The sequence below is a fragment of the Nonomuraea sp. NPDC000554 genome (assembly GCF_040300065.1).
In the GTDB taxonomy this organism is placed as follows: domain Bacteria; phylum Actinomycetota; class Actinomycetes; order Streptosporangiales; family Streptosporangiaceae; genus Nonomuraea.
Map to the genome: position 1 here is coordinate 372,262 of NZ_JBEPDC010000001.1, position 17,583 is coordinate 389,844.

18 protein-coding genes are annotated in these 17,583 nt (G+C 69.6%); 10 read left to right on the forward strand and 8 right to left on the reverse strand.

Features of this window, described 5'->3' with window-relative positions; translation table 11 throughout:
• The first annotated feature begins 73 nt into the window (after positions 1-73).
• Entirely contained in the window at positions 74-1,762 is a 1,689-nt protein-coding gene (gene treS, locus ABT294_RS01960; protein WP_350802851.1) for a maltose alpha-D-glucosyltransferase, read from the forward strand.
• 7 nt (positions 1,763-1,769) lie between these two features.
• Here treS and ABT294_RS01965 read toward each other — a convergent pair whose 3' ends face one another.
• The 3 genes from ABT294_RS01965 to ABT294_RS01975 are packed head-to-tail and all read right to left on the reverse strand — an operon-like array spanning position 1,770 to position 5,282.
• Positions 1,770-4,037: an ABC transporter permease gene (locus ABT294_RS01965; RefSeq protein WP_350802853.1), complete on the reverse strand. Its 2,268-nt coding sequence runs from the start codon at positions 4,035-4,037 to the stop codon at positions 1,770-1,772.
• A 10-nt stretch (positions 4,038-4,047) separates the two neighbouring features.
• Positions 4,048-4,779, reverse strand: coding sequence for an ABC transporter ATP-binding protein (locus ABT294_RS01970; RefSeq protein ID WP_350802854.1), 732 nt, complete (start codon positions 4,777-4,779; stop codon positions 4,048-4,050).
• The gene (locus ABT294_RS01975) at positions 4,776-5,282 is read right to left on the reverse strand and encodes a PadR family transcriptional regulator (RefSeq protein ID WP_350802855.1); all 507 of its coding nucleotides are present in this window, start codon (positions 5,280-5,282) and stop codon (positions 4,776-4,778) included. Before ABT294_RS01975 ends, ABT294_RS01970 begins: the two co-directional genes overlap by 4 nt.
• Positions 5,283-5,411: 129 nt before the next feature.
• On the opposite strand from ABT294_RS01975, the gene ABT294_RS01980 reads away from it, so the two are divergent.
• From ABT294_RS01980 to ABT294_RS02010, 7 genes are all read left to right on the forward strand, one after another.
• Positions 5,412-6,659, forward strand: coding sequence for an ABC transporter substrate-binding protein (locus ABT294_RS01980; RefSeq protein ID WP_350802857.1), 1,248 nt, complete (start codon positions 5,412-5,414; stop codon positions 6,657-6,659).
• Positions 6,660-6,667: 8 nt separating this feature from the next.
• Positions 6,668-7,993: an ABC transporter substrate-binding protein gene (locus tag ABT294_RS01985; RefSeq protein WP_350802859.1), complete on the forward strand. Its 1,326-nt coding sequence runs from the start codon at positions 6,668-6,670 to the stop codon at positions 7,991-7,993.
• 11 nt (positions 7,994-8,004) lie between these two features.
• Complete coding sequence (locus tag ABT294_RS01990; RefSeq protein WP_350802861.1) at positions 8,005-9,372, forward strand: ABC transporter permease; 1,368 nt, start codon at positions 8,005-8,007, stop codon at positions 9,370-9,372.
• Positions 9,369-10,268 (forward strand): carbohydrate ABC transporter permease, encoded by a 900-nt coding sequence (locus tag ABT294_RS01995; RefSeq protein WP_350802863.1) that lies wholly within the window; start codon positions 9,369-9,371, stop codon positions 10,266-10,268. Before ABT294_RS01990 ends, ABT294_RS01995 begins: the two co-directional genes overlap by 4 nt.
• An 81-nt stretch (positions 10,269-10,349) precedes the next feature.
• Complete coding sequence (locus tag ABT294_RS02000) at positions 10,350-11,027, forward strand: uracil-DNA glycosylase (protein ID WP_350802865.1); 678 nt, start codon at positions 10,350-10,352, stop codon at positions 11,025-11,027.
• A gap of 11 nt (positions 11,028-11,038) precedes the next feature.
• Positions 11,039-11,359: a hypothetical protein gene (locus tag ABT294_RS02005; RefSeq protein WP_350802866.1), complete on the forward strand. Its 321-nt coding sequence runs from the start codon at positions 11,039-11,041 to the stop codon at positions 11,357-11,359.
• Between the two features lie 103 nt (positions 11,360-11,462).
• The gene (locus tag ABT294_RS02010) at positions 11,463-11,753 is read left to right on the forward strand and encodes an MTH1187 family thiamine-binding protein (protein WP_350802867.1); all 291 of its coding nucleotides are present in this window, start codon (positions 11,463-11,465) and stop codon (positions 11,751-11,753) included.
• Between the two features lie 59 nt (positions 11,754-11,812).
• Here the strand turns inward: ABT294_RS02010 and ABT294_RS02015 are convergent, their stop codons facing one another.
• Positions 11,813-12,364: a GNAT family N-acetyltransferase gene (locus ABT294_RS02015; protein ID WP_350802868.1), complete on the reverse strand. Its 552-nt coding sequence runs from the start codon at positions 12,362-12,364 to the stop codon at positions 11,813-11,815.
• A gap of 96 nt (positions 12,365-12,460) precedes the next feature.
• On the opposite strand from ABT294_RS02015, the gene ABT294_RS02020 reads away from it, so the two are divergent.
• Together ABT294_RS02020 and ABT294_RS02025 are read left to right on the forward strand one after the other, a co-directional pair.
• Complete coding sequence (locus ABT294_RS02020; protein ID WP_350802870.1) at positions 12,461-12,973, forward strand: GNAT family N-acetyltransferase; 513 nt, start codon at positions 12,461-12,463, stop codon at positions 12,971-12,973.
• A gap of 239 nt (positions 12,974-13,212) precedes the next feature.
• Positions 13,213-14,853, forward strand: coding sequence for an FAD-dependent monooxygenase (locus tag ABT294_RS02025; RefSeq protein ID WP_350802871.1), 1,641 nt, complete (start codon positions 13,213-13,215; stop codon positions 14,851-14,853).
• A 34-nt stretch (positions 14,854-14,887) separates the two neighbouring features.
• On the opposite strand, the gene ABT294_RS02030 is transcribed toward ABT294_RS02025, so the two are convergent.
• From ABT294_RS02030 to ABT294_RS02045, 4 genes are read right to left on the reverse strand one after another with little or no spacing between them, the layout of a single operon-like run.
• On the reverse strand, positions 14,888-15,709 hold the full coding sequence (locus tag ABT294_RS02030) for an ABC transporter permease (RefSeq protein WP_350802872.1): 822 nt from the start codon (positions 15,707-15,709) through the stop codon (positions 14,888-14,890).
• Positions 15,706-15,849 carry a hypothetical protein gene (locus ABT294_RS02035; RefSeq protein ID WP_350802873.1) on the reverse strand — a complete coding sequence of 48 codons (144 nt, stop codon included), beginning with the start codon at positions 15,847-15,849 and terminating at the stop codon, positions 15,706-15,708. Before ABT294_RS02035 ends, ABT294_RS02030 begins: the two co-directional genes overlap by 4 nt.
• Complete coding sequence (locus tag ABT294_RS02040; protein WP_350802875.1) at positions 15,846-16,784, reverse strand: ABC transporter ATP-binding protein; 939 nt, start codon at positions 16,782-16,784, stop codon at positions 15,846-15,848. The genes ABT294_RS02035 and ABT294_RS02040 overlap by 4 nt, the downstream gene beginning before the upstream one ends.
• Positions 16,784-17,581, reverse strand: a complete 798-nt coding sequence (locus ABT294_RS02045) for an ABC transporter permease (RefSeq protein WP_350802876.1) — start codon at positions 17,579-17,581, stop codon at positions 16,784-16,786. Before ABT294_RS02045 ends, ABT294_RS02040 begins: the two co-directional genes overlap by 1 nt.
• Positions 17,582-17,583 lie beyond the last annotated feature (2 nt).

A 17,583-nucleotide genomic window follows, 5' to 3' on the forward strand; every position in this document is an offset into this window, starting at 1 on the left:
GGCGCGGTCACCAGATAAACGCCGGGGTAACCGGTGACTTCGTCCTGCCCACATCTCTTCCTGTGAGCGACATATGATCAACACATCCCCAACACCGGAGCCGATCTCGGAGGCGTTCGTCTCCGAGGATCCCTCCTGGTACAAGCGGGCGGTGTTCTACGAGGTACTCGTCCGGGGGTTCAAGGACTCCAACGGCGACGGCACCGGCGACCTGCGCGGTCTCATCGAGAAGCTCGGGTACCTGGAGTGGCTGGGTGTCGACTGCCTGTGGCTGCTCCCACTGTACGAGTCACCGCTGCGCGACGGCGGCTACGACATCTCCGACTACATGAAGATCCTGCCTGACTTCGGGGATCTTGGGGATTTTGTTCAGCTGATCGAGAAGGCTCACGAGCGCGGGCTGCGGATCATCACCGACCTGGTAATGAACCACACAAGCGACCGTCATCCCTGGTTCCAGGCGTCCCGCCACGACCCCGAGGGGCCGTACGGCGACTTCTACGTGTGGGCCGACGAGCCGACCGGGTTCCCCGACGCGCCGATCATCTTCATCGGCGCCGAGGAGTCCAACTGGACCTACGACCCGGTGCGCAAGCAGTACTACTGGCACCGCTTCTTCCACCACCAGCCGGACCTGAACTACGACAACCCGGCCGTGCAGGAAGCCATGCTGGAGGTCCTGCGCTTCTGGCTGGACCTGGGCATCGACGGCTTCCGCCTGGACGCCGTGCCGTACCTGTTCGAGCGCGAGGGCACCGCGTGCTCGGGGCTGCCGGAGACGCACGCGTACCTGAAGAAGATCCGCGCCGAGGTCGACCGCCTCTACCCCGACCGGGTGCTGCTCGCCGAGGCGAACGGCTGGCCCGAGGACGTCGTCGAGTACTTCGGCGACCCCACGGCCGGCGGTGACGAATGCCACATGGCCTTCCACTTCCCGCTGATGCCGCGCATCTACATGTCGGTCAAGAAGGAGACCCGCGAGCCGATCTCCGAGATCATGTCGCGCACTCCCAAGCTGCCCGAGACGGCCCAGTGGGGCATCTTCCTCCGCAACCACGACGAGCTCACGCTCGAGACGGTGACGGAGGAGGAACGCGACTACATGCACAAGGAGTACGCCAAGGACCCGCGCATGCGCGCCTACCTGGGCATCCGCCGCAGGCTCGCGCCGCTGCTCGACAACGACCGGGACCGGATCGAGCTGTTCACGGCCCTCCTGCTGAGCCTGCCGGGTTCGCCGATCATGTACTACGGCGACGAGATCGGCATGGGCGACAACATCTGGCTCGAAGACCGCGACTCCGTCCGGACGCCGATGCAGTGGAGCCCCGACCGCAACGCCGGCTTCTCCGCCGCCGACCCCGGGCGGCTGTACCTGCCCGTGGTCATGGACCCGATCTACGGCTACCAGGCGGTCAACGTGGAGGCGCAGCAGAAGAACGAGGGCTCGCTGCTCCACTTCACCCGCCGCATGCTGGAGATCCGCCGCAACCACCCGGTCTTCGGCATCGGCGCGTACACCGAAATGTGGTCGTCGAACCCGTCCGTGCTCACGTTCGTGCGCGAGGACCGCGACGACATCATGCTGTGCGTGAACAACCTGTCGAAGTACCCGCAGCCGGTCGAGCTGGACCTGCGGCGCTTCGAGGGGATGACGCCCGTCGAGGCGCGCGGCGGAGTGCACTTCCCGCAGATCGGCGAACTGCCGTACCTGCTGACGCTGCCGGGCCACGGCTTCTACTGGTTCGCGCTCAAGCCCTAGCTTTGAGCTAGCGCGAGGCGACGGGAACCTGGGCACGGGCCGCGCGGCGGGCCGGGATGAGCGCCACCGCGAGGGCCGTGCCCACGGCGATCAGCACCGCGACCACCAGGGTCAGCACCGAGGGCGGGCGGCCGATGCCCGCCCCCACCCCGCTCGTGTGCCCCTGCAGGTCGATCAGCCCGGTCACGACCGAGGCCCCGGCGGCGGTGCCCGCCACGACGCCGAGCACGACGAGCAGCCCGGTGCCCGTCACGAGCGTGGCCATGACCTGCCGGGGTGTCAGCCCCATCGCCTTCAGCACGGCCAGGTCGAAGGCGTGGTCACGCAGCCCGAGCGCGCTGGCGGTGAGCAGGTTCGCCAGGCCGATCAACGTCAGGACGGCGATCAGCGCCACGATCACCACCCGGATGATCGACAGCCGGTCGGCGGGGTTGACCGCCCGCTGCACGTCCAGGCTCTCCCCGGACGCGGCCAGCAGCCTCGCACGCACCTCGGCCGGGTCCGCGCCGGGCCGCAGCGCCAGCGCGTAGAACTCGGGTGGCACGGAGTCCTTGGCCGCCAGGCTGTCGAGCCCGACCGAGAGCACCTCGCCGTCGGAGTCGGGCTCCACGGTCCGGCCCACCACCCGGACGATCAGCGGCGTGCCGCCCACGGTCAGCCGCACCCGGTCGCCGATCTTCACGCCCAGCAGGTCGAGCAGCCCCTGGCCGGCGACGGCCTCGCCCTGATCGCCGTACGCGCGCCCCTCGACCACCGGGTACGGGTACGGCTCCGTCGAGCTGCCGATGGCCCGCACCCTGACCGAGCGCGCCTCTCCCGGCGCCAGCGCGTTCACCTCGGTGCCCGGATAGACGGTGCGGACGTCCTTGTCGTGTTCCGCGATGCTCTGGGCATCGGCCGGCTCGAGCTTGCCCGGCCTGACGTACAGGCCAGCGTGCTGGCCCACCTGCTCGGGGTGGCTGAGGAAGTTGTCGAGCGTGGCCCACACGCCGAGCCCGATCGTGATCATCATCATCGGGACGGCCAGGCCGAACGCGGTCAGGAACGCGGGCACCCGCCGGGTGAAGGCGTCTCGGGTGCCGAGGATGAGCGCGGGCGGCAGCCGGACCAGCAGGGCCAGCCTGGCCAGCCGTGACAGGTGGCCGCGCGGCGGGGCGGCGGGCGCGTCCGGGATGGGCGGGGTGCGCCCGCCGCGCCACGCGGGCAGCCCCACGGCGGCGAGCACCACCAGCGCCGTGCCCGCGACGAGGGCGAGCACGGGCATCGGCGCGACCGAGGTGGCGCCGAGCACGGCCACCGTCGCGCCCCACCCGATCAGCGTGCCGACGCCGATGCCGAGCAGGCCCAGGGCTCCGTGCTCGACCAGCAGCAACAGCGCCACCTGCCCCCTGGTGAAGCCCATGGCCTTGAGCGTGGCCAGGTCGCGCAGCTGGCCGAGCACCCGGCCACCGGCCGCGTTGGCCAGCGCGAGCGCCGCGGCCACCAGGCCGACCACGCCGAACAGCGCCAGCAGCGTGCCGAGCAGCCGGTTGTCGAGCTCCATCGCGGCCCGCACCTCGCGCCAGTTGTAGACCCGCTGGAGCTGGTCCTCCAGCATGACGACCACCCGCTGCGAGACGACCTGGGTCGCGTCGGGGTCGGCCAGGCGCAGCCCGGTCACCCATTCGCTGCGGCCGAGCATGGGCTCGACCTGGTCCAGCGTGGCGGGCAGCACCCAGGCCAGGCCGGGAGTCCACTCCGGGTAGAAGCCCTGTTCCGCGGAGTCGGCGATGCCGCGCACGTACAGCGTGTGGCGCTCGCCGCTGAGCGCGATGACCGTGAAGGGGGCGCCGGGCCTGAGCCGCAGCGCGCGGGCGAAGGAGTGCTCGACCACCACGCCGTCGGGCTGTGACCGGTCCAGCCACTGCCCCTCGACCACCACCGGGTGCGCCACCTGCGGCTGCGTTTCCGGCATGGCGCGCAGCGCGGCGGGGTCCTTCTTGCCGTCCTGCACCACGGTGACGGGCGCCGACCGGTAGGGGCCGGCCGTCTGGGTGACGCCGTCGATGTCGTGGAAGCGGGCCTGCGGGCTGTCGCGGGTGTAGAGCCAGACGTGCGCGCCGTCGGTCTGCGCGAACAGGCTGCGCCACGGGTTGGTGCCGTCCTCCAGCAGGGTGACGGCGGTGATCAGGGCGGCCACGATCCCGGCCACGACCAGCACGGTCAGCGCGGCCTGGCCCTTCCTGGCGCGCAGGTCGGCCCTGATCCACCGGCTGCCCGCCCGTGCTGTGCTCATGGGGTGCTGCTCATCGGAGGTCGATCACCTGTCCGGCGGTGCCGGTGCGCCTGCGGGCGATCCGGCCGTCGTCGACGATCTCGCCGTCGAACAGCGAGACCAGGCGGTCGGCGAGGCCGGCCACGCGGGCGTCGTGGGTGACCATGATGATCGTCTGGCCTTCCTTGTGCACCTCGCCGAGCAGCCGCAGCACGTCGCGGGTGTTGCGGCTGTCGAGGTTGCCCGTCGGCTCGTCGGCGAGCAGCACGCTCGGCTGGTTGGCCAGCGCCCTGGCCAGCGCGACGCGCTGCTGCTCCCCGCCGGACAACTGGGCGGGCGCGGCGTCGGCGCGCTCGGTGAGGTTGAGCGCGCCGAGCAGGTGCTCCCTGCGCTCGCGGGCGTCCTTCGGGGACGCGCCGGCCAGCAGCGCGGGCAGTTCCACGTTGTCGGCGACGGTCATGTTGGCGACCAGGTTGAAGAACTGGAAGACGAACCCGATCTTCTTGCGCCGCAGCAGCGCCCAGGCGCTCTCGGAGAGCGTGTCGACACGCTTGCCGTCGAGCCAGATCTCGCCGCTGGTGCGGGCGTCGAGCCCGCCGAGCATGTGCACGAGCGTGGACTTGCCCGACCCGGACGGCCCCATGACCGCGACGAACTCGCCCGGCTCGACCTGGAGGTCCACGCCGCGCACGGCGGGGACGGGCACCGCGCCGCCCGAGTAGATCTTCACCAGGTTGACCGTCTTGATCACGGGGCTCGTCACGCGAGGTCCTCCTGACAGCGTTCCAGCCAGTCGAGGTCCGCCTGCAGGTGCAGCATGGCGCCCTCGATGAGGAGGGTGGCCACCCGGTTGTCGGGGTCGGTGCGGGCGAGCAGGTCGTTGAGGTCGCCCATGAGCGAGAGGTAGTGCCGCCGCTGCCGGTTGATGAGGGCCATGCGGTCGGCGATGCCGGTGAGGGGCGCCAGGACGAGCTTCATGAAGAACTCGTCGCGCACGCGCGGGCCCTCGGTGGGCTCGTCGACCCAGATCGTGAGCAGCTCGCGGCCCTTGGCGGTGAGGTAGTAGACCTTCTTGTTCGGACGGTTGCTCTGCTCCACGTCCACGGCCCGGACGAGGCCGTCCTTCTCGAGCCTGCCGAGCGTCACATAGATCTGGCCGATGTTGGGAGACGGGTAGGCGCTGCCGAAGGTCTGTTCGAGCGCCTGCTTGAGCTCGTACCCGTGGGCGGGCTCCTTGGCCAGGAGCGCCAGCAGGTGAAGCCGCACGCCTCACCTCCCCGCTGTGTTACGTAGGCGTTACATGGTTATCCGTTGACCTCCAGATTACCTCTGTGCATAACATGAATGCATCTACCTAACACGTATGTAAACCATCCTCACCATGGAGGTAACAGGGTGAGACGCTCGTTTCCCCTCATGCTGGCCGTCCTCCTGGCGGCCGGATGCGGAACGGCGAGCGACGAGGACGGAGGCGAGACCGGGAGCACCGGCACCGGCCCGATCACCTTCGCCACCGGACGCGACACCACGGCGTACCTGCAGCCCTTGCTGGACCGCTGGAACCAGGCCCACCCGGCCGAGAAGGTGACGCTCCTCGAACTGCCCGAGGCCGCCGACGAGCAGCGCGCGCAGATGGCGGCCAACCTCCAGGCCCAGAGCACCCGGTACGACGTGCTGGGGCTCGACGTCGTATGGACCGCCGAGTTCGCGGAGAACGGCTGGATCATCCCCCTGGAGCGCGGGCTCTTCCCGCTCGACAGGTTCCTGCCGCCCGTCGTGGACACGGCGGTCTACAAGGACAAGCTCTGGGCGGTGCCGTACACCAGCAACGCCGGCCTGCTCTACTACCGAACCGATCTGATCAAGAAGCCGCCCCGCACCTGGGCGGAACTTCGCGAAAAAGCACTAGAAGTAACGAAAAAGCATGATATCGGAGGTTATGCCGGGCAGTTCCTCGCGTACGAGGGGCTGACCGTCAACTTCTCCGAGGCCGTCCAGTCGGCCGGCGGGCAGATCGTCAGCCCCGACGGCACCAAGGTGACCCTCGACCTCGCCAAGGCCAGAACCGCCCTGAACTTCCTCACCCAGGCCCTGCGCGAGGGCTGGATCCCCAAGGAGTCGCTGAGCTACAAGGAGGAGGAGTCCCGCCTGGCCTTCCAGGAGGGCCACCTCGCCTTCGCCCGTAACTGGCCGCACGCGTACGGCCCCGCCAAGGCCAAGCTCGGCGACAGGTTCGCGGTCACCAGGCTCCCCGGCCTGGACGGCCCCGGGTCCAGCTCACTCGGCGGCGTCAACCTGGCCATCAGCGCCTACTCCAGGCGCCAGCACACCGCACAGGAGTTCATCCGCTACTTCACCGGCCTCGACAACGAGCGTCGGGTGCTCACAGAAGGCTCGTTCCCGCCCGTGTGGACCGAGCTCTACGACGACCCCGAGCTGATCAGGCGCTTCCCCTACCTGCCGGTGCTCAAGGAGAGCATCCTCGCCGCCAAGGCCCGGCCGGTGAGCGCCAACTACAACCAGCTCAGCCTGGTGATCGCCAGTTCGGTCGCCAAGGGGCTCAGCCCGCCCTTCGCCGAGTCCGCCGACGACGTCGCGGCCTCCATGAAGTCAGAACTCGAAGAGATCATCAGAACCCAGTGAGGCAAGCCATGCGAAATGCCAGAGCAGCAGCGATCCTGGCCGGGCTCGCGGTAGCGGCCGCGGCCTGCGGCAACGCGCCGACGACGACGGAGCCGACCGCGTCCGGCTCGGCGTCGGCACCGGCCGGCGCCGCCAAGCCGCTCCAGGGCGTCAAGCTCGAGGTCGCCGCGAAGTGGACGGGCAAGGAGCAGAAGAACTTCGAGGAGGTGCTCAAGAAGTTCACCGAGAAGACCGGCGCGCAGGTCACCTACGCGTCCACCGGCGAGGACACCGGCGCCTACCTCGGCCCGCGCATCCAGGGCAAGAACCCGCCCGACGTGGCCATCCTGCCGCAGCCGGGCCTGGTGCAGCAGTACGCCAAGCAGAACGCGCTCAAGCCGCTGACCGACGCCGTGATCAAGGAGATCGACGCCAACTACACGCCGTACTGGAAGGAGCTGGGCTCCGCCGACGGCAAGGTGTACGGCGTGCTGGTCAAGGCCGCGCACAAGTCGCTGGTCTGGTACCGCTCGTCGGCGTTCGACGAGGCCGCGGTGCAGCCGCCCACGAACTGGGACGAGCTGATCAAGGCCGCGCAGACCATCGCCGACTCCGGAACCGCGCCCTTCTCGCTCTGCGGCGCGCACGGCTGGACCCTGACCGACCTGTTCGAGAACGTCTACCTGTCCACGGCGGGCCCGGAGAACTACGACAAGCTCTCCAAGCACGAGATCCCGTGGACAGACCCATCGGTGGCCACCGCGCTGGAGAAGATCCAGCAGATCGTCGGCAAGAAGGAGTTCGTGCTCGACGGCACCTCGGGCGCGCTGCAGACCGACTTCCCCACCTGCGTCACCAAGGTCTACAGCACGAAGAAGGCGGCCATGGTGATCGAGGCCGACTTCGTGGCCACGGAGGCCACCCAGTCCGGCGCGAAGGTGGGCGAGGAGGCCAAGGTCTTCCCGTTCCCGAAGGTGGGCGACACCGCGCCGGTCATCCTCGGCGGCGACGTCGGGGTCGCGATGAAGGACTCCCCCGGCGCCATGGCCCTGCTGCAGTTCCTCGCCTCCACCGAGGGCGGGTCGATCTGGGCGAAGCTGCCCGGCTACCTCTCGCCCAACAAGAACGTCTCCCCCGACAACTACCCGGACCCGCTGACCAAGCAGCTCGGCCAGACCATCATCTCGGCCGGCGACTCCGTCCGGTACGACATGTCCGACCTCGCGCCGAGCGCCTTCGGCGGCACCGACGGCAAGGGCGAGTGGAAGGTGCTGCAGGACTTCCTGCGCAACCCCAGTGACATCAAGGGCGCCCAGACCAAGCTCGAGGACGAGGCCAAGAAGGCCTGGAAGTAAGAGGTAAGGCCGTGACCGAACGGTTGGACGGCCCGCAGGACCCGCCTTCGGGCGGGTCCCCCACCGGACCGGCTGAAACCCCCCGCACTCGACGACGCCTCGGCCCCTCCCCGGCGGTCGCCATCGCCTTCCTCCTCCCAGCTGCCCTGCTGCTGGGCGTCTGGGTGGTCTACCCGATCGTCTACTCCGTCTTCCGCAGCCTGTTCGACGCGTCGGGCAGCGGATTCGTCGGGCTGGGCAACTACACCACGATCTTCACCGACCGCGGCATGCTGACCACGGTCCGGAACAACCTCATCTGGGTGGTCGTCGCGCCGATCGTGGTCACCACGCTGGGGCTGATCTTCGCGGTGCTGACCGAGCGCCTCAGGTGGTCGACCGCGTTCAAGCTGATCGTGTTCATGCCGATGGCGGTCTCGCTGATGGCCGCCGGCGTGATCTTCCGTCTCGTCTACGACGAGGACCCCGGCAAGGGCGTGGCGAACGCCGTCCTGACCACCGTGCACGACACGTTCTCCTCGTCCCAGGGCTACCCGGAGGCGCGCCCACGCGAGGGCGACCAGTCGTCGGTCGTGGCCGACAAGGGCGCCGTCGTCACCAAGCAGCCCGTCCAGGCGGGCCAGCCGGTGCTGATCCCGATCGTCGGGATCAAGCAGGAGATCATGCCGGGCAACGCGCAACCCGCCAAGTCCCCGCCGGGCGGCGGCGGGCTGTCGGGGACGGTCTGGTTCGACTTCACGCCGGGAGGCGGCGGCAAGAACGGCGCCGTCGACCCCAAGGAGAAGGGCCTGCCGGGGATGACCGTGGAAGCGGTCAAGGACGGCCAGGTCGCCGGCACCGCCACCACCGCCGACGACGGCTCGTTCCGCTTCGAGGGACTGCCCGCGGGCTCCTACGTGGTACGGCTCCCGCAGTCGAACTTCGAGGCGTCCTACCGCGGCCTGACCTGGCTCGGCCCGACCCTCATCACCCCGGCGATCATCGGCGCGTTCGTCTGGGTGTGGGCCGGTTTCGCGATGGTGCTGATCGCGGCGGGCCTCGCGGCCATCCCACGTGACGCGCTGGAGGCCGCCCGCATCGACGGCGCCACCGAGTGGCAGGTGTTCCGCCGGATCACCGTGCCGCTGCTGTCGCCGGTGCTGCTCGTCGTCTTCGTGACGATGATCATCAATACGCTGAAGGTGTTCGACCTGGTGTTCATCATCGCGCCGCCGTCCGTCCAGCCGCAGTCGAACGTGATCGCGCTGGAGATGTGGCGGGTGTCGTTCGGCGGCGGGAACAACCAGGGGCTGGGCAGCGCGCTCGCGATCTTCCTGCTCGTCCTGGTCCTTCCCTTCATGATCATGAACATCCGCAGGTTCAGAAGGGAGAACACATGACCACCGCAACGGCCGAGGCGCACGTGGCCCGGCATACAGGGGCGCCGCGCAGGGGCGTGCTCGGCCGGATCGTCGACCGCCTCGGAGGCGGCGCCGTCCAGGTGGTGATGGTCGTGCTGGGCCTGTTCTGGCTGGTGCCGACGCTCGGCCTGCTGGTCGTCTCGCTGCGCACGGTGGAGGTCAACAACGCCGAAGGCTGGTGGACGGTCTTCACCAAGCCGGCCGAGCTGACCATCAAGAACTACCGCGACCTGCTGGCCAGCGGCTTCACCGCGTCCTTCTGGAACACCGTGCTGATCACGGTGCCGACCACGATCCTGGTGATCGGCATCGCCGCGATGGCCGCCTACGCCTTCGCCTGGATGGAGTTCCCCGGCCGCGACCTGCTCTTCCTCATCGTCGTCGGGCTGTTGATCGTGCCGATCCAGATCGCGCTGATCCCCGTCGCCGTCTTCTACGGCAACGTAGGGATCTTCGGCTCGATCCCCGGCGTGGTCCTGTTCCACGTGGCGTTCGGACTGCCTTTCGCGATCTTCCTGCTCAGGAACTTCTTCGTCGGCATCCCGTCCTCGCTGCTGGAGGCGGCCCGCATGGACGGCGCGCCCGAGTGGAAGATCTTCGCGTCGGTGGTGTTCCCGCTGGGCAAGCCGGCGATCGCGTCGCTCGGCATCTTCCAGTTCCTGTGGGTGTGGAACGACATGCTCATCGCGCTGGTCTTCGCCAACACCGACAACCAGCCGATGACCAAGGCCCTGCAGTCTCAGATGCGGCAGTTCGGGTCCAACGTGGACATCCTCTCGTCGGGAGCCTTCCTGTCGCTGATCATCCCGCTGATCCTCTTCTTCGCCTTCCAGCGGTACTTCGTCCAGGGCATGATGGCCGGCTCGGTCAAGTAACCGCACTTGTGATCATTCTGGTACGGCCTGTACCCCGGTTTCGGGCACGGGCCGTACCAGACCTGGATAGGCTCAACGGCCATGGCCGGACGTCCACTACACGAAGTCGTTGAAGCCGGATGGGCCCGTGCGCTCGAGCCCGTCTCCGAGCGGATCTCCCACATGGGCGAGTTCCTGCGCACGGAAATCGCCGAAGGCAGGCAGTACCTCCCCACGGGCGCGAACGTCCTGCGCGCGTTCAACCAGCCCTTCGACGAGGTGAAGGTGCTGATCGTGGGCCAGGACCCGTACCCCACTCCCGGCCACCCGATCGGGCTGTCGTTCTCGGTCGCCGCCGACGTGCGGCCGCTGCCGGGCAGCCTGCTCAACATCTACAAGGAGATGGAGAGCGACCTCGGGCTCCCCCGCCCGTCCAACGGCGACCTGACCCCCTGGGCCGAGCAGGGAGTCCTGCTCCTCAACAGGGTGCTCACCGTCATGCCGGGCAAGCCCGCCTCGCACCGCGGCAAGGGCTGGGAAGAGGTCACCGAGCAGGCCATCCGCGCCCTCGTCGACCGCGGCAAGCCGCTGGTCGCCATCCTGTGGGGCCGCGACGCCCGCAACCTCGCCCCCATGCTCGGCAGCGTGCCGCGCATCGAGTCGGCCCACCCGTCGCCGCTGTCGGCACGAAGCGGATTCTTCGGCTCCCAGCCCTTCAGCCGGGCAAATCAGCTCCTCGTCCAGCAAGGCGCAACCCCTGTGGAGTGGAAGCTCCCGTAGCATCTCCTCCCATGAGCGATAAACCAAGCTTCCTGCGCCTCACCGTCGAACTGACCGTCGAAGTGCTCGACGTCGACGCGCTGCAGGCAGCGGCGCTGGCCGAGATCCGGCACCCCGAGGCCGATCTGAGCGACGAGGAGCGGGCCGAGCAGGCCGACCTCGTCTCCTCCGACGAGACCGGCGCGTCCGCGCTGCAGTGGCTGATCGAGCCCGACCACGTGCTCGCGCTCGTCGACCACATCGACGAGATCGAGCCTCGTGAGGCCATGCTGGGCGTGGAACCGTCCGAGGGGCCCAGCGAGGAAGACGACGAAGAAGCGCACGCCCACTGACTTTGCCGCCGATGGCCACGGCGCCGCCGCGCGTCGTGGCCATCGGCGTGCCCTCCGCTAAGCTCGGACCCGGCCCAGCCGTCATCCCTCCGGGAGGCATCTCGTGATCGTCGCCTTCTCCATCACCCCGCTCGGCGTAGGCGAAGGCGTCTCCGAGCCCGTGGCGCGGGCCGTCAAGGTCGTCCGCGACAGCGGGCTCCCCAACCGGACCGACGCCATGTTCACCACCGTCGAGGGTGACTGGGACGAGGTCATGGGCGTCATCAAGCAGGCGGTCGACGCGGTGGCGGAGGTGGCTCCTCGGGTGAGCCTCGTCCTCAAGGCCGACCTCCGCCAGGGGGTCACGGACGGGATGACGAGCAAGCTCGAGTCCCTGGAACGCCACCTCCCCTGACCGCCCGGGCGTGACGTCTGTCACAACCACGCGCGCGACGCCTGCTGTGTGTGCCGATGTCAGGCTTTGAACGAGGACAGGCGAGCGGTGCCGAGGGTCTGCTCCGCGCCGAACTCCTCGAAGGTGCTCTCGTGGCGGAAGCCGAGGCGGGCGGCGAGTTTCAGAGAGCGCTCGTTCGCGGTCTGGGTCACCACCAAGACCGGCTGGTCGGGGAGCTCGTCAGCGGCGGCGCGCAGCGCGACCGTCGCGGCCTCGAACGCGAGCCCGGCGCCCCACGCACTGCGCCGCAGCACATAGGACAGTTCCAGTTCCTCGCCGTCCTCGGTGACGTGCCCGGGCCGCTCCGCGGACCGACGGTCGAGCATCAAGGTTCCGAGGAGCCGGTTCGTCGTGTTGTCGGCGATGACATAGCTGCCGGGCGTGGACGTCGCGTTGGCGGTGCCGACGGCATCGAGGTACTGCTCGACGTCGCTCCGGGGCCGCGGACCGCCGAGGTATGCCCGGACCTCGGGATCGGTGAAGAGCTCGATGAGTCCTTCGCGGTCAGCATCGTGCGCTTTGCGCAGCAGGAGTCGATCGGAGAGGACTTCCGTGGCGGACAGCGTGGGCAATCGGATCATGGGCCCCCATCCTTGCTGTGAACGCCCTGGCGTTCAACCGTGTGCACCGCACCCGCCCATGGTCGCTGGTGGCAGATACTCCTTGTCATGACCGTGATCGAAACGGAACGACTCGTCATGCGACCCCTGACCGGCGACGACTTCGACGACTACGCCGAGATGCTCGCCGATCCCGAGGTCGCGGGCGGGCTGGCGGAGAGCGTGGGGACCTCGCCGAGCGACGCCTGGAGGAGCCTCGCCACGTTCATCGGGCACAGGGAGATCCGCGGCTACTCGCATTGGGCGCTCGTCGAGAAGGCCACGGGCCGGTTCGTCGGCCGCGCCGGGCCTTGGCGACCGCACGGCTTCCCCGGGCTGGGGGTCGGCTGGTGCCTGGCCCGCGAGCACTGGGGCAAGGGCTACGCCACGGAGGCCGCCCGCGCCGCCCTCGACTACTGCTTCGGCGCACTGGAGGCGCAGGAGGTGATCTCCCTCATCCGCCTCGGCAACGTCCGCTCCATTTCCGTCGCCGAACGCATCGGGCACCGCTATCTGCGCGACACCGACTATCGCGGACAGACCGTCCACATCTACGGCCAGCGCGCCGCCGCACGACCGTAGCCGCCCGAAATCCGCTCGGGACTCCGGGCCGGCTTCATCGGGCCGTTGATCGTGGCAGGTCAACGGTGTATCGCCCGGTCTACGGGAAGCCAGCCGCAGCGGGTCGGCGGGTGTGGAACGTTACATCGCACAGGAGGTAGCGGAAGGGCGCCACGCAGAGGAGCGAATCTCGACCGCGTTCCTGGCCAGATCCCTAGTATCGAGATATGTCTTGACTCGCCTCAGAGACGCGACATATCGTGTCGTTCGACATTGACGCGATATTACGCGTTCCGGAGGTGGACATGGAGCACGAGCGAGTACCCGTCCTCATCGTCGGCGGCGGCTACGCGGGCCTGAGCGCCGCGGCGCTGCTCGCCTGGCGCGAGGTCCCGGTCATGCTGGTTGAGAAGCATGCGAGCACTTCGATCCAGCCCAAAGCGTTCGGCGTGGGGCCCAGAGCCGTGGAGATGCTCCGGCCGGCCCACGGCATCGAGCAGGAGCTGAGCAAGATCTGGCAGGGCATCGGCGACAACATGCGCATGGCCATAGCCTCAAGCCTCACCGACCCGAACCCACGCATGATCATAGAAGACGAGTCGGAGACGTTCGCCTTCCTGGCCGACGCGACCCCCGCCGTGCGGATCGGCGCCCCGCAGGCCGAGGTCGAGCGGGTGCTCCGGGCCAAGGCCGAGGAGTTCGGGGCCGACCTGCGCTTCTCCACCGAGCTGGTCTCCCTGGAGCAGGACGCCGACGGCGTGACGGCGGTGATCCGCTCGGACGGCGTCGACAGCACCGTCCGCGCCGACTACGTGGTGGCGGCCGACGGCTACAGGAGCCCGCTGCGGAGCCGGCTGGGCATCCCGACGTCCGGCAAGGGCGAGCTGGGCCAGATGTGCTCGATCATGTTCGACGCCGACCTGACCGACCTGGTCCGCGAGCGCGAGGTGACGCTCTGGTACCTGCAGAACGAGGTCTTCACCGGCGTGTTCATCACCGGCACCGGCGTCGGCGCGCACGTGGTGGGCGTCAACTACTCCCCCGGCCAGGGCGCCGACGACTTCACCCCCGAGCGCTGCGTCGAGCTGGTGCGGCTCGCGGTAGGCGTCCCCGACCTGGACGTGCGCATCCTCGACACGACCACCTTCGCCATGGCCCACGTCCTGGCCGACCGCTACCGGGAAGGCCGGGTGTTCCTCGCCGGGGACGCGGCGCACACCATGCCCCCCACCGGCGGCCAGGGCGGCAGCACCGCGCTCCAGGACGGCTGCGACCTCGCCTGGCGCCTCTGGCTGGTCACCACCGGCCAGGCGGGCCCGGACTTCCTTGACAGCTACGACGCCGAACGCCGCCCGATCGGCGCGCTCACCGCCGACAGCCAGCTGGCCAACCTCGGCGTGCGCATGCCCCCGGCCATGCGCACCGACTACCCGGAGCCGCTCGAGGACCCGATGGAGGTCATCCTCGGCTACCGCTACCACTCCGCCGCCATCCTGGCCGAGCCCGGCGACGACGGCGCCATCACCGAGAACCCCCGCGTGCCGACCGGCCGCCCCGGCAGCCGCGCCCCGCACCTCGTCCTCGACTGGGACGGTCAGCGCATCTCCACCATCGACCTGTTCGGCTCCGGCTTCGTCCTGATGGCCAAGCAGCCCGCCGGGCAGCCGTGGCTGGAGGCGGGGCGCGTGGTCAGGGACCGGCTCGGCATCCAGCTCACCCGCCTTCTCCTGGACGACGAGCTGAAGGACGTGGACGGCCGCTGGCAGGACCGGTACGGCGTGAGCGGGGGCGGCGCCGTGCTGGTCAGGCCCGACGGCTACGTGGCCTGGCGCTCCTCGGGGCCGGACCCGGACCCGGCGTCCACCCTGGAACGCGTCCTCAGGCGGCTCCTCAACCGCTGAAGCCGTCGGACCCGGCGCTCCCCGGGGCGTCCGCTCAGAACAGCCGGAGCTGGCCGGTGCGCTGCGCCCGCGCCTCGCCGACCCGGAGCGCAACCACCGCCGCCAGCAGCAGCACCCCCGACAGCAGGCCGAGCCCCAGCAGTTCCCCGGCGAGATCCCCGACGCCCTGCCCGTCGAGCAGCGCACCACGCACGACCGCGAGACTGCCCGTAAGCGGCAGCACCGCGCCGATCGCCCGGATCCAGCCGGGCAGCGCGAACAGCGGCAGCCGGACCCCGCTGGCGAACCACATCGGGTCGTCGAGCACCGTGTAGAGGAACGCGGCGTCGCGGGAGAACATCAGCAGGCTGTTGAGAAACGCCCCCCACGCCACCGCGGGCACCAGCAGGGCCAGGAACACGACCGCGTACATGCCCGGATGGGCCACGTGCGCCACGTCCAGCACGGTGAACATCGCCACCGTGAAGCAGGCGAACAGCCACACGTTCTGCACCAGCGCGCCGAACCCGTTGGCGACGACCACGACCAGCCGGTTCGCGGGCGACAGGAACAGCAGCTCCAGGGTGCCGGTCCTGCGCTCGAAGGTGAAGTGCCAGGCCGACTGCACCAGAGAGAAGAAGAACGTGAAGCCGAGCGCCCCGGTGGCGAGGAAGGCGAGCAGCCGTTCCGGGTCGGCGGCCAGCGGCCAGCGCCCGGCGATGCCAGGCGTCTCGGCCAGCGGCCTGATCGTGTAGTAGGTCTCGGCCAGCTTCACCAACGGCCAGAGCAGCATCGAGAAGACCACCAGCTTGCTGCCGAAGATCTGGCGATGCTGCTTGAGCGCCTCCGCCCGTACGATCTTGAGTGCGTGCCTCACCTGGCCACCTGCCAGGGGATGACCAGGCACGGGCACAGGGCGCTGGGCGACGGCTCGCACGCGGCGCACAGGACCGCCCGCGCGGGGTCACACGCGGTGCACGGGGTGCCGGTTCCGCGGCGGCGGCTCGTCCAGATCACGCGACCACCGCTTCGGGACGCGCGGTGCGGTCGTTGAGCGCGAGGATCGCGTCCTCTAGGGAGGGCTCGGCGATCTCCAGACCGCCCAGCGCGCCGCCCGCCTCGATGATCGTCGTGGTGAGCGCGCCCGCCAGGTCGTCGGGGTGGCTGAGCTCGACCACCCCTCCCGGCGCCAGCCGCACCCCGGGGTCGAAGGCCAGGGCGGCGGACTCGATCTCGGGCGACAGGTTGGTGACCGTGACCCGGACCGTGCGATAGCAGCCGGTCTGCGCCATCAGCTCGGCGGGCGTGCCCTCGGCGAGGTGACGTCCCTCGCCGATCACGTAGACGTGCTCGCAGAGCTGCTCGACCTCGGCCAGGTAGTGGCTGGTGAGCAGCACCCCCTTGCCGCGCTCGGCCAGCCCGGCCACCACCCGGCGCAGGTCGCGGGCGATCGGCGCGTCGAGTCCGAGTGTGGGCTCGTCGAGCAGGAGGTAGTCGGGGTCGTTGACGAGCCCGCGGGCGATGGACAGCCGCTGGGTCATGCCTCGCGAGTACTGCTCGACCCGCGTGCCGGCGGCGTCCGACAGCCCGACGAGGTCGAGCAGCTCGGCGATCCGCGGCCTGAGCACCTTGGTGGGGATGTCGTAGAGCTGGCCGAAGTACCAGAGGTTCTCACGGCCGGTCATCCGCGCGTAGACCATGCGCTCGCCGCCCGCGATCAGGTTGATCCGCCTCCGCACGGCGTGCGGCTGCCTGATCGGGTCGAGCCCGCCGACGCTCACACTGCCGGACGTCTGGCGCAGCAGCGTGGCGAGGATCTTGATGGTGGTGGTCTTGCCCGCCCCGTTCAGCCCGAGCAACCCGGTGACCCGGCCGTTCGGGATGGCCAGGTTCAGCCCGTCGACGGCGACCTTGGCGCCGAACTGCTTGCGCAGGTTCACAGTCTCGATCATCAGTAACTCCTTTCCAGGGCTCTGCGCTCCGCCCACGGCATCGTGAGGAGCCCGGCGACGATGTATCCGGCGCTGACCAGCGCGGCGGTGGCGAGGCGTCCCGCGTCGAGGCCGGCGCCGCCGGTGAAGACGCCGCGGATCACGTCCATCGCGGCCGTCACCGGGACCACCTCGCCGAGCCACTGGAGCGCCTGCGGCAGGTACTCCCTCGGGAACGCGAACCCCGACAGCAGGGCGATCGCGTGGAAGACGGTGTTCTGCGTGATGTGCGCCTCGCCCGCGACGATCATCACGTTGCTGAGCACGACGGACATCCCGAACACGGCCAGCGCCAGCCCCGCCAGGGCGAGCACCGCGTCGGCCGCGCCCGTGACCCCGACCCGCACCCCGAACAGCGCGGCGACCCCCAGCAGGACGGCCACCTCCAGCGCGACGGCCGTGAAGGCGAACGCCGAGAACCCCAGCAGGTACGGCAGACGCCGCGCCGGGGCGACCACCAGCGCCCCCATCGTGCCCTCGCGCTGCTCCTGGATCACGGCCTTGCCCGTCCAGAGGACGCCGTGCACGACGAACATGTACGCGGCGGCGCCCACGGCGATGTACCCGAGGTAGTCGCCCGTGCCCGCCATGCCGCGGAACTCCGCGGAGATCTCACCGCCCGCGATCGCCCACAGGCCCAGGTACGCCAGGCCGACGGTGAAGACCCCCAGTAAGAGGGTGCCGACGAAGTACGACCACGGGTACGCCCGCCTTGTCACCAGCCACGACCGTCTCATGGTCGCCCACGCCACTGTCATAA

Excerpts from the sequence above, each read along its gene's own strand:
- treS (WP_350802851.1), top strand. The coding sequence starts at position 74 with ATGATCAACACATCCCCAACACCGGAGCCGATCTCGGAGGCGTTCGTC.
- ABT294_RS01965 (WP_350802853.1), bottom strand. The coding sequence starts at position 4,037 with ATGAGCACAGCACGGGCGGGCAGCCGGTGGATCAGGGCCGACCTGCGC.
- ABT294_RS01985 (WP_350802859.1), top strand. The coding sequence starts at position 6,668 with ATGCGAAATGCCAGAGCAGCAGCGATCCTGGCCGGGCTCGCGGTAGCG.
- ABT294_RS01995 (WP_350802863.1), top strand. The coding sequence starts at position 9,369 with ATGACCACCGCAACGGCCGAGGCGCACGTGGCCCGGCATACAGGGGCG.
- ABT294_RS02000 (WP_350802865.1), top strand. The coding sequence starts at position 10,350 with ATGGCCGGACGTCCACTACACGAAGTCGTTGAAGCCGGATGGGCCCGT.
- ABT294_RS02005 (WP_350802866.1), top strand. The coding sequence starts at position 11,039 with ATGAGCGATAAACCAAGCTTCCTGCGCCTCACCGTCGAACTGACCGTC.
- ABT294_RS02020 (WP_350802870.1), top strand. The coding sequence starts at position 12,461 with ATGACCGTGATCGAAACGGAACGACTCGTCATGCGACCCCTGACCGGC.
- ABT294_RS02040 (WP_350802875.1), bottom strand. The coding sequence starts at position 16,784 with ATGATCGAGACTGTGAACCTGCGCAAGCAGTTCGGCGCCAAGGTCGCC.
- ABT294_RS02045 (WP_350802876.1), bottom strand. The coding sequence starts at position 17,581 with ATGACAGTGGCGTGGGCGACCATGAGACGGTCGTGGCTGGTGACAAGG.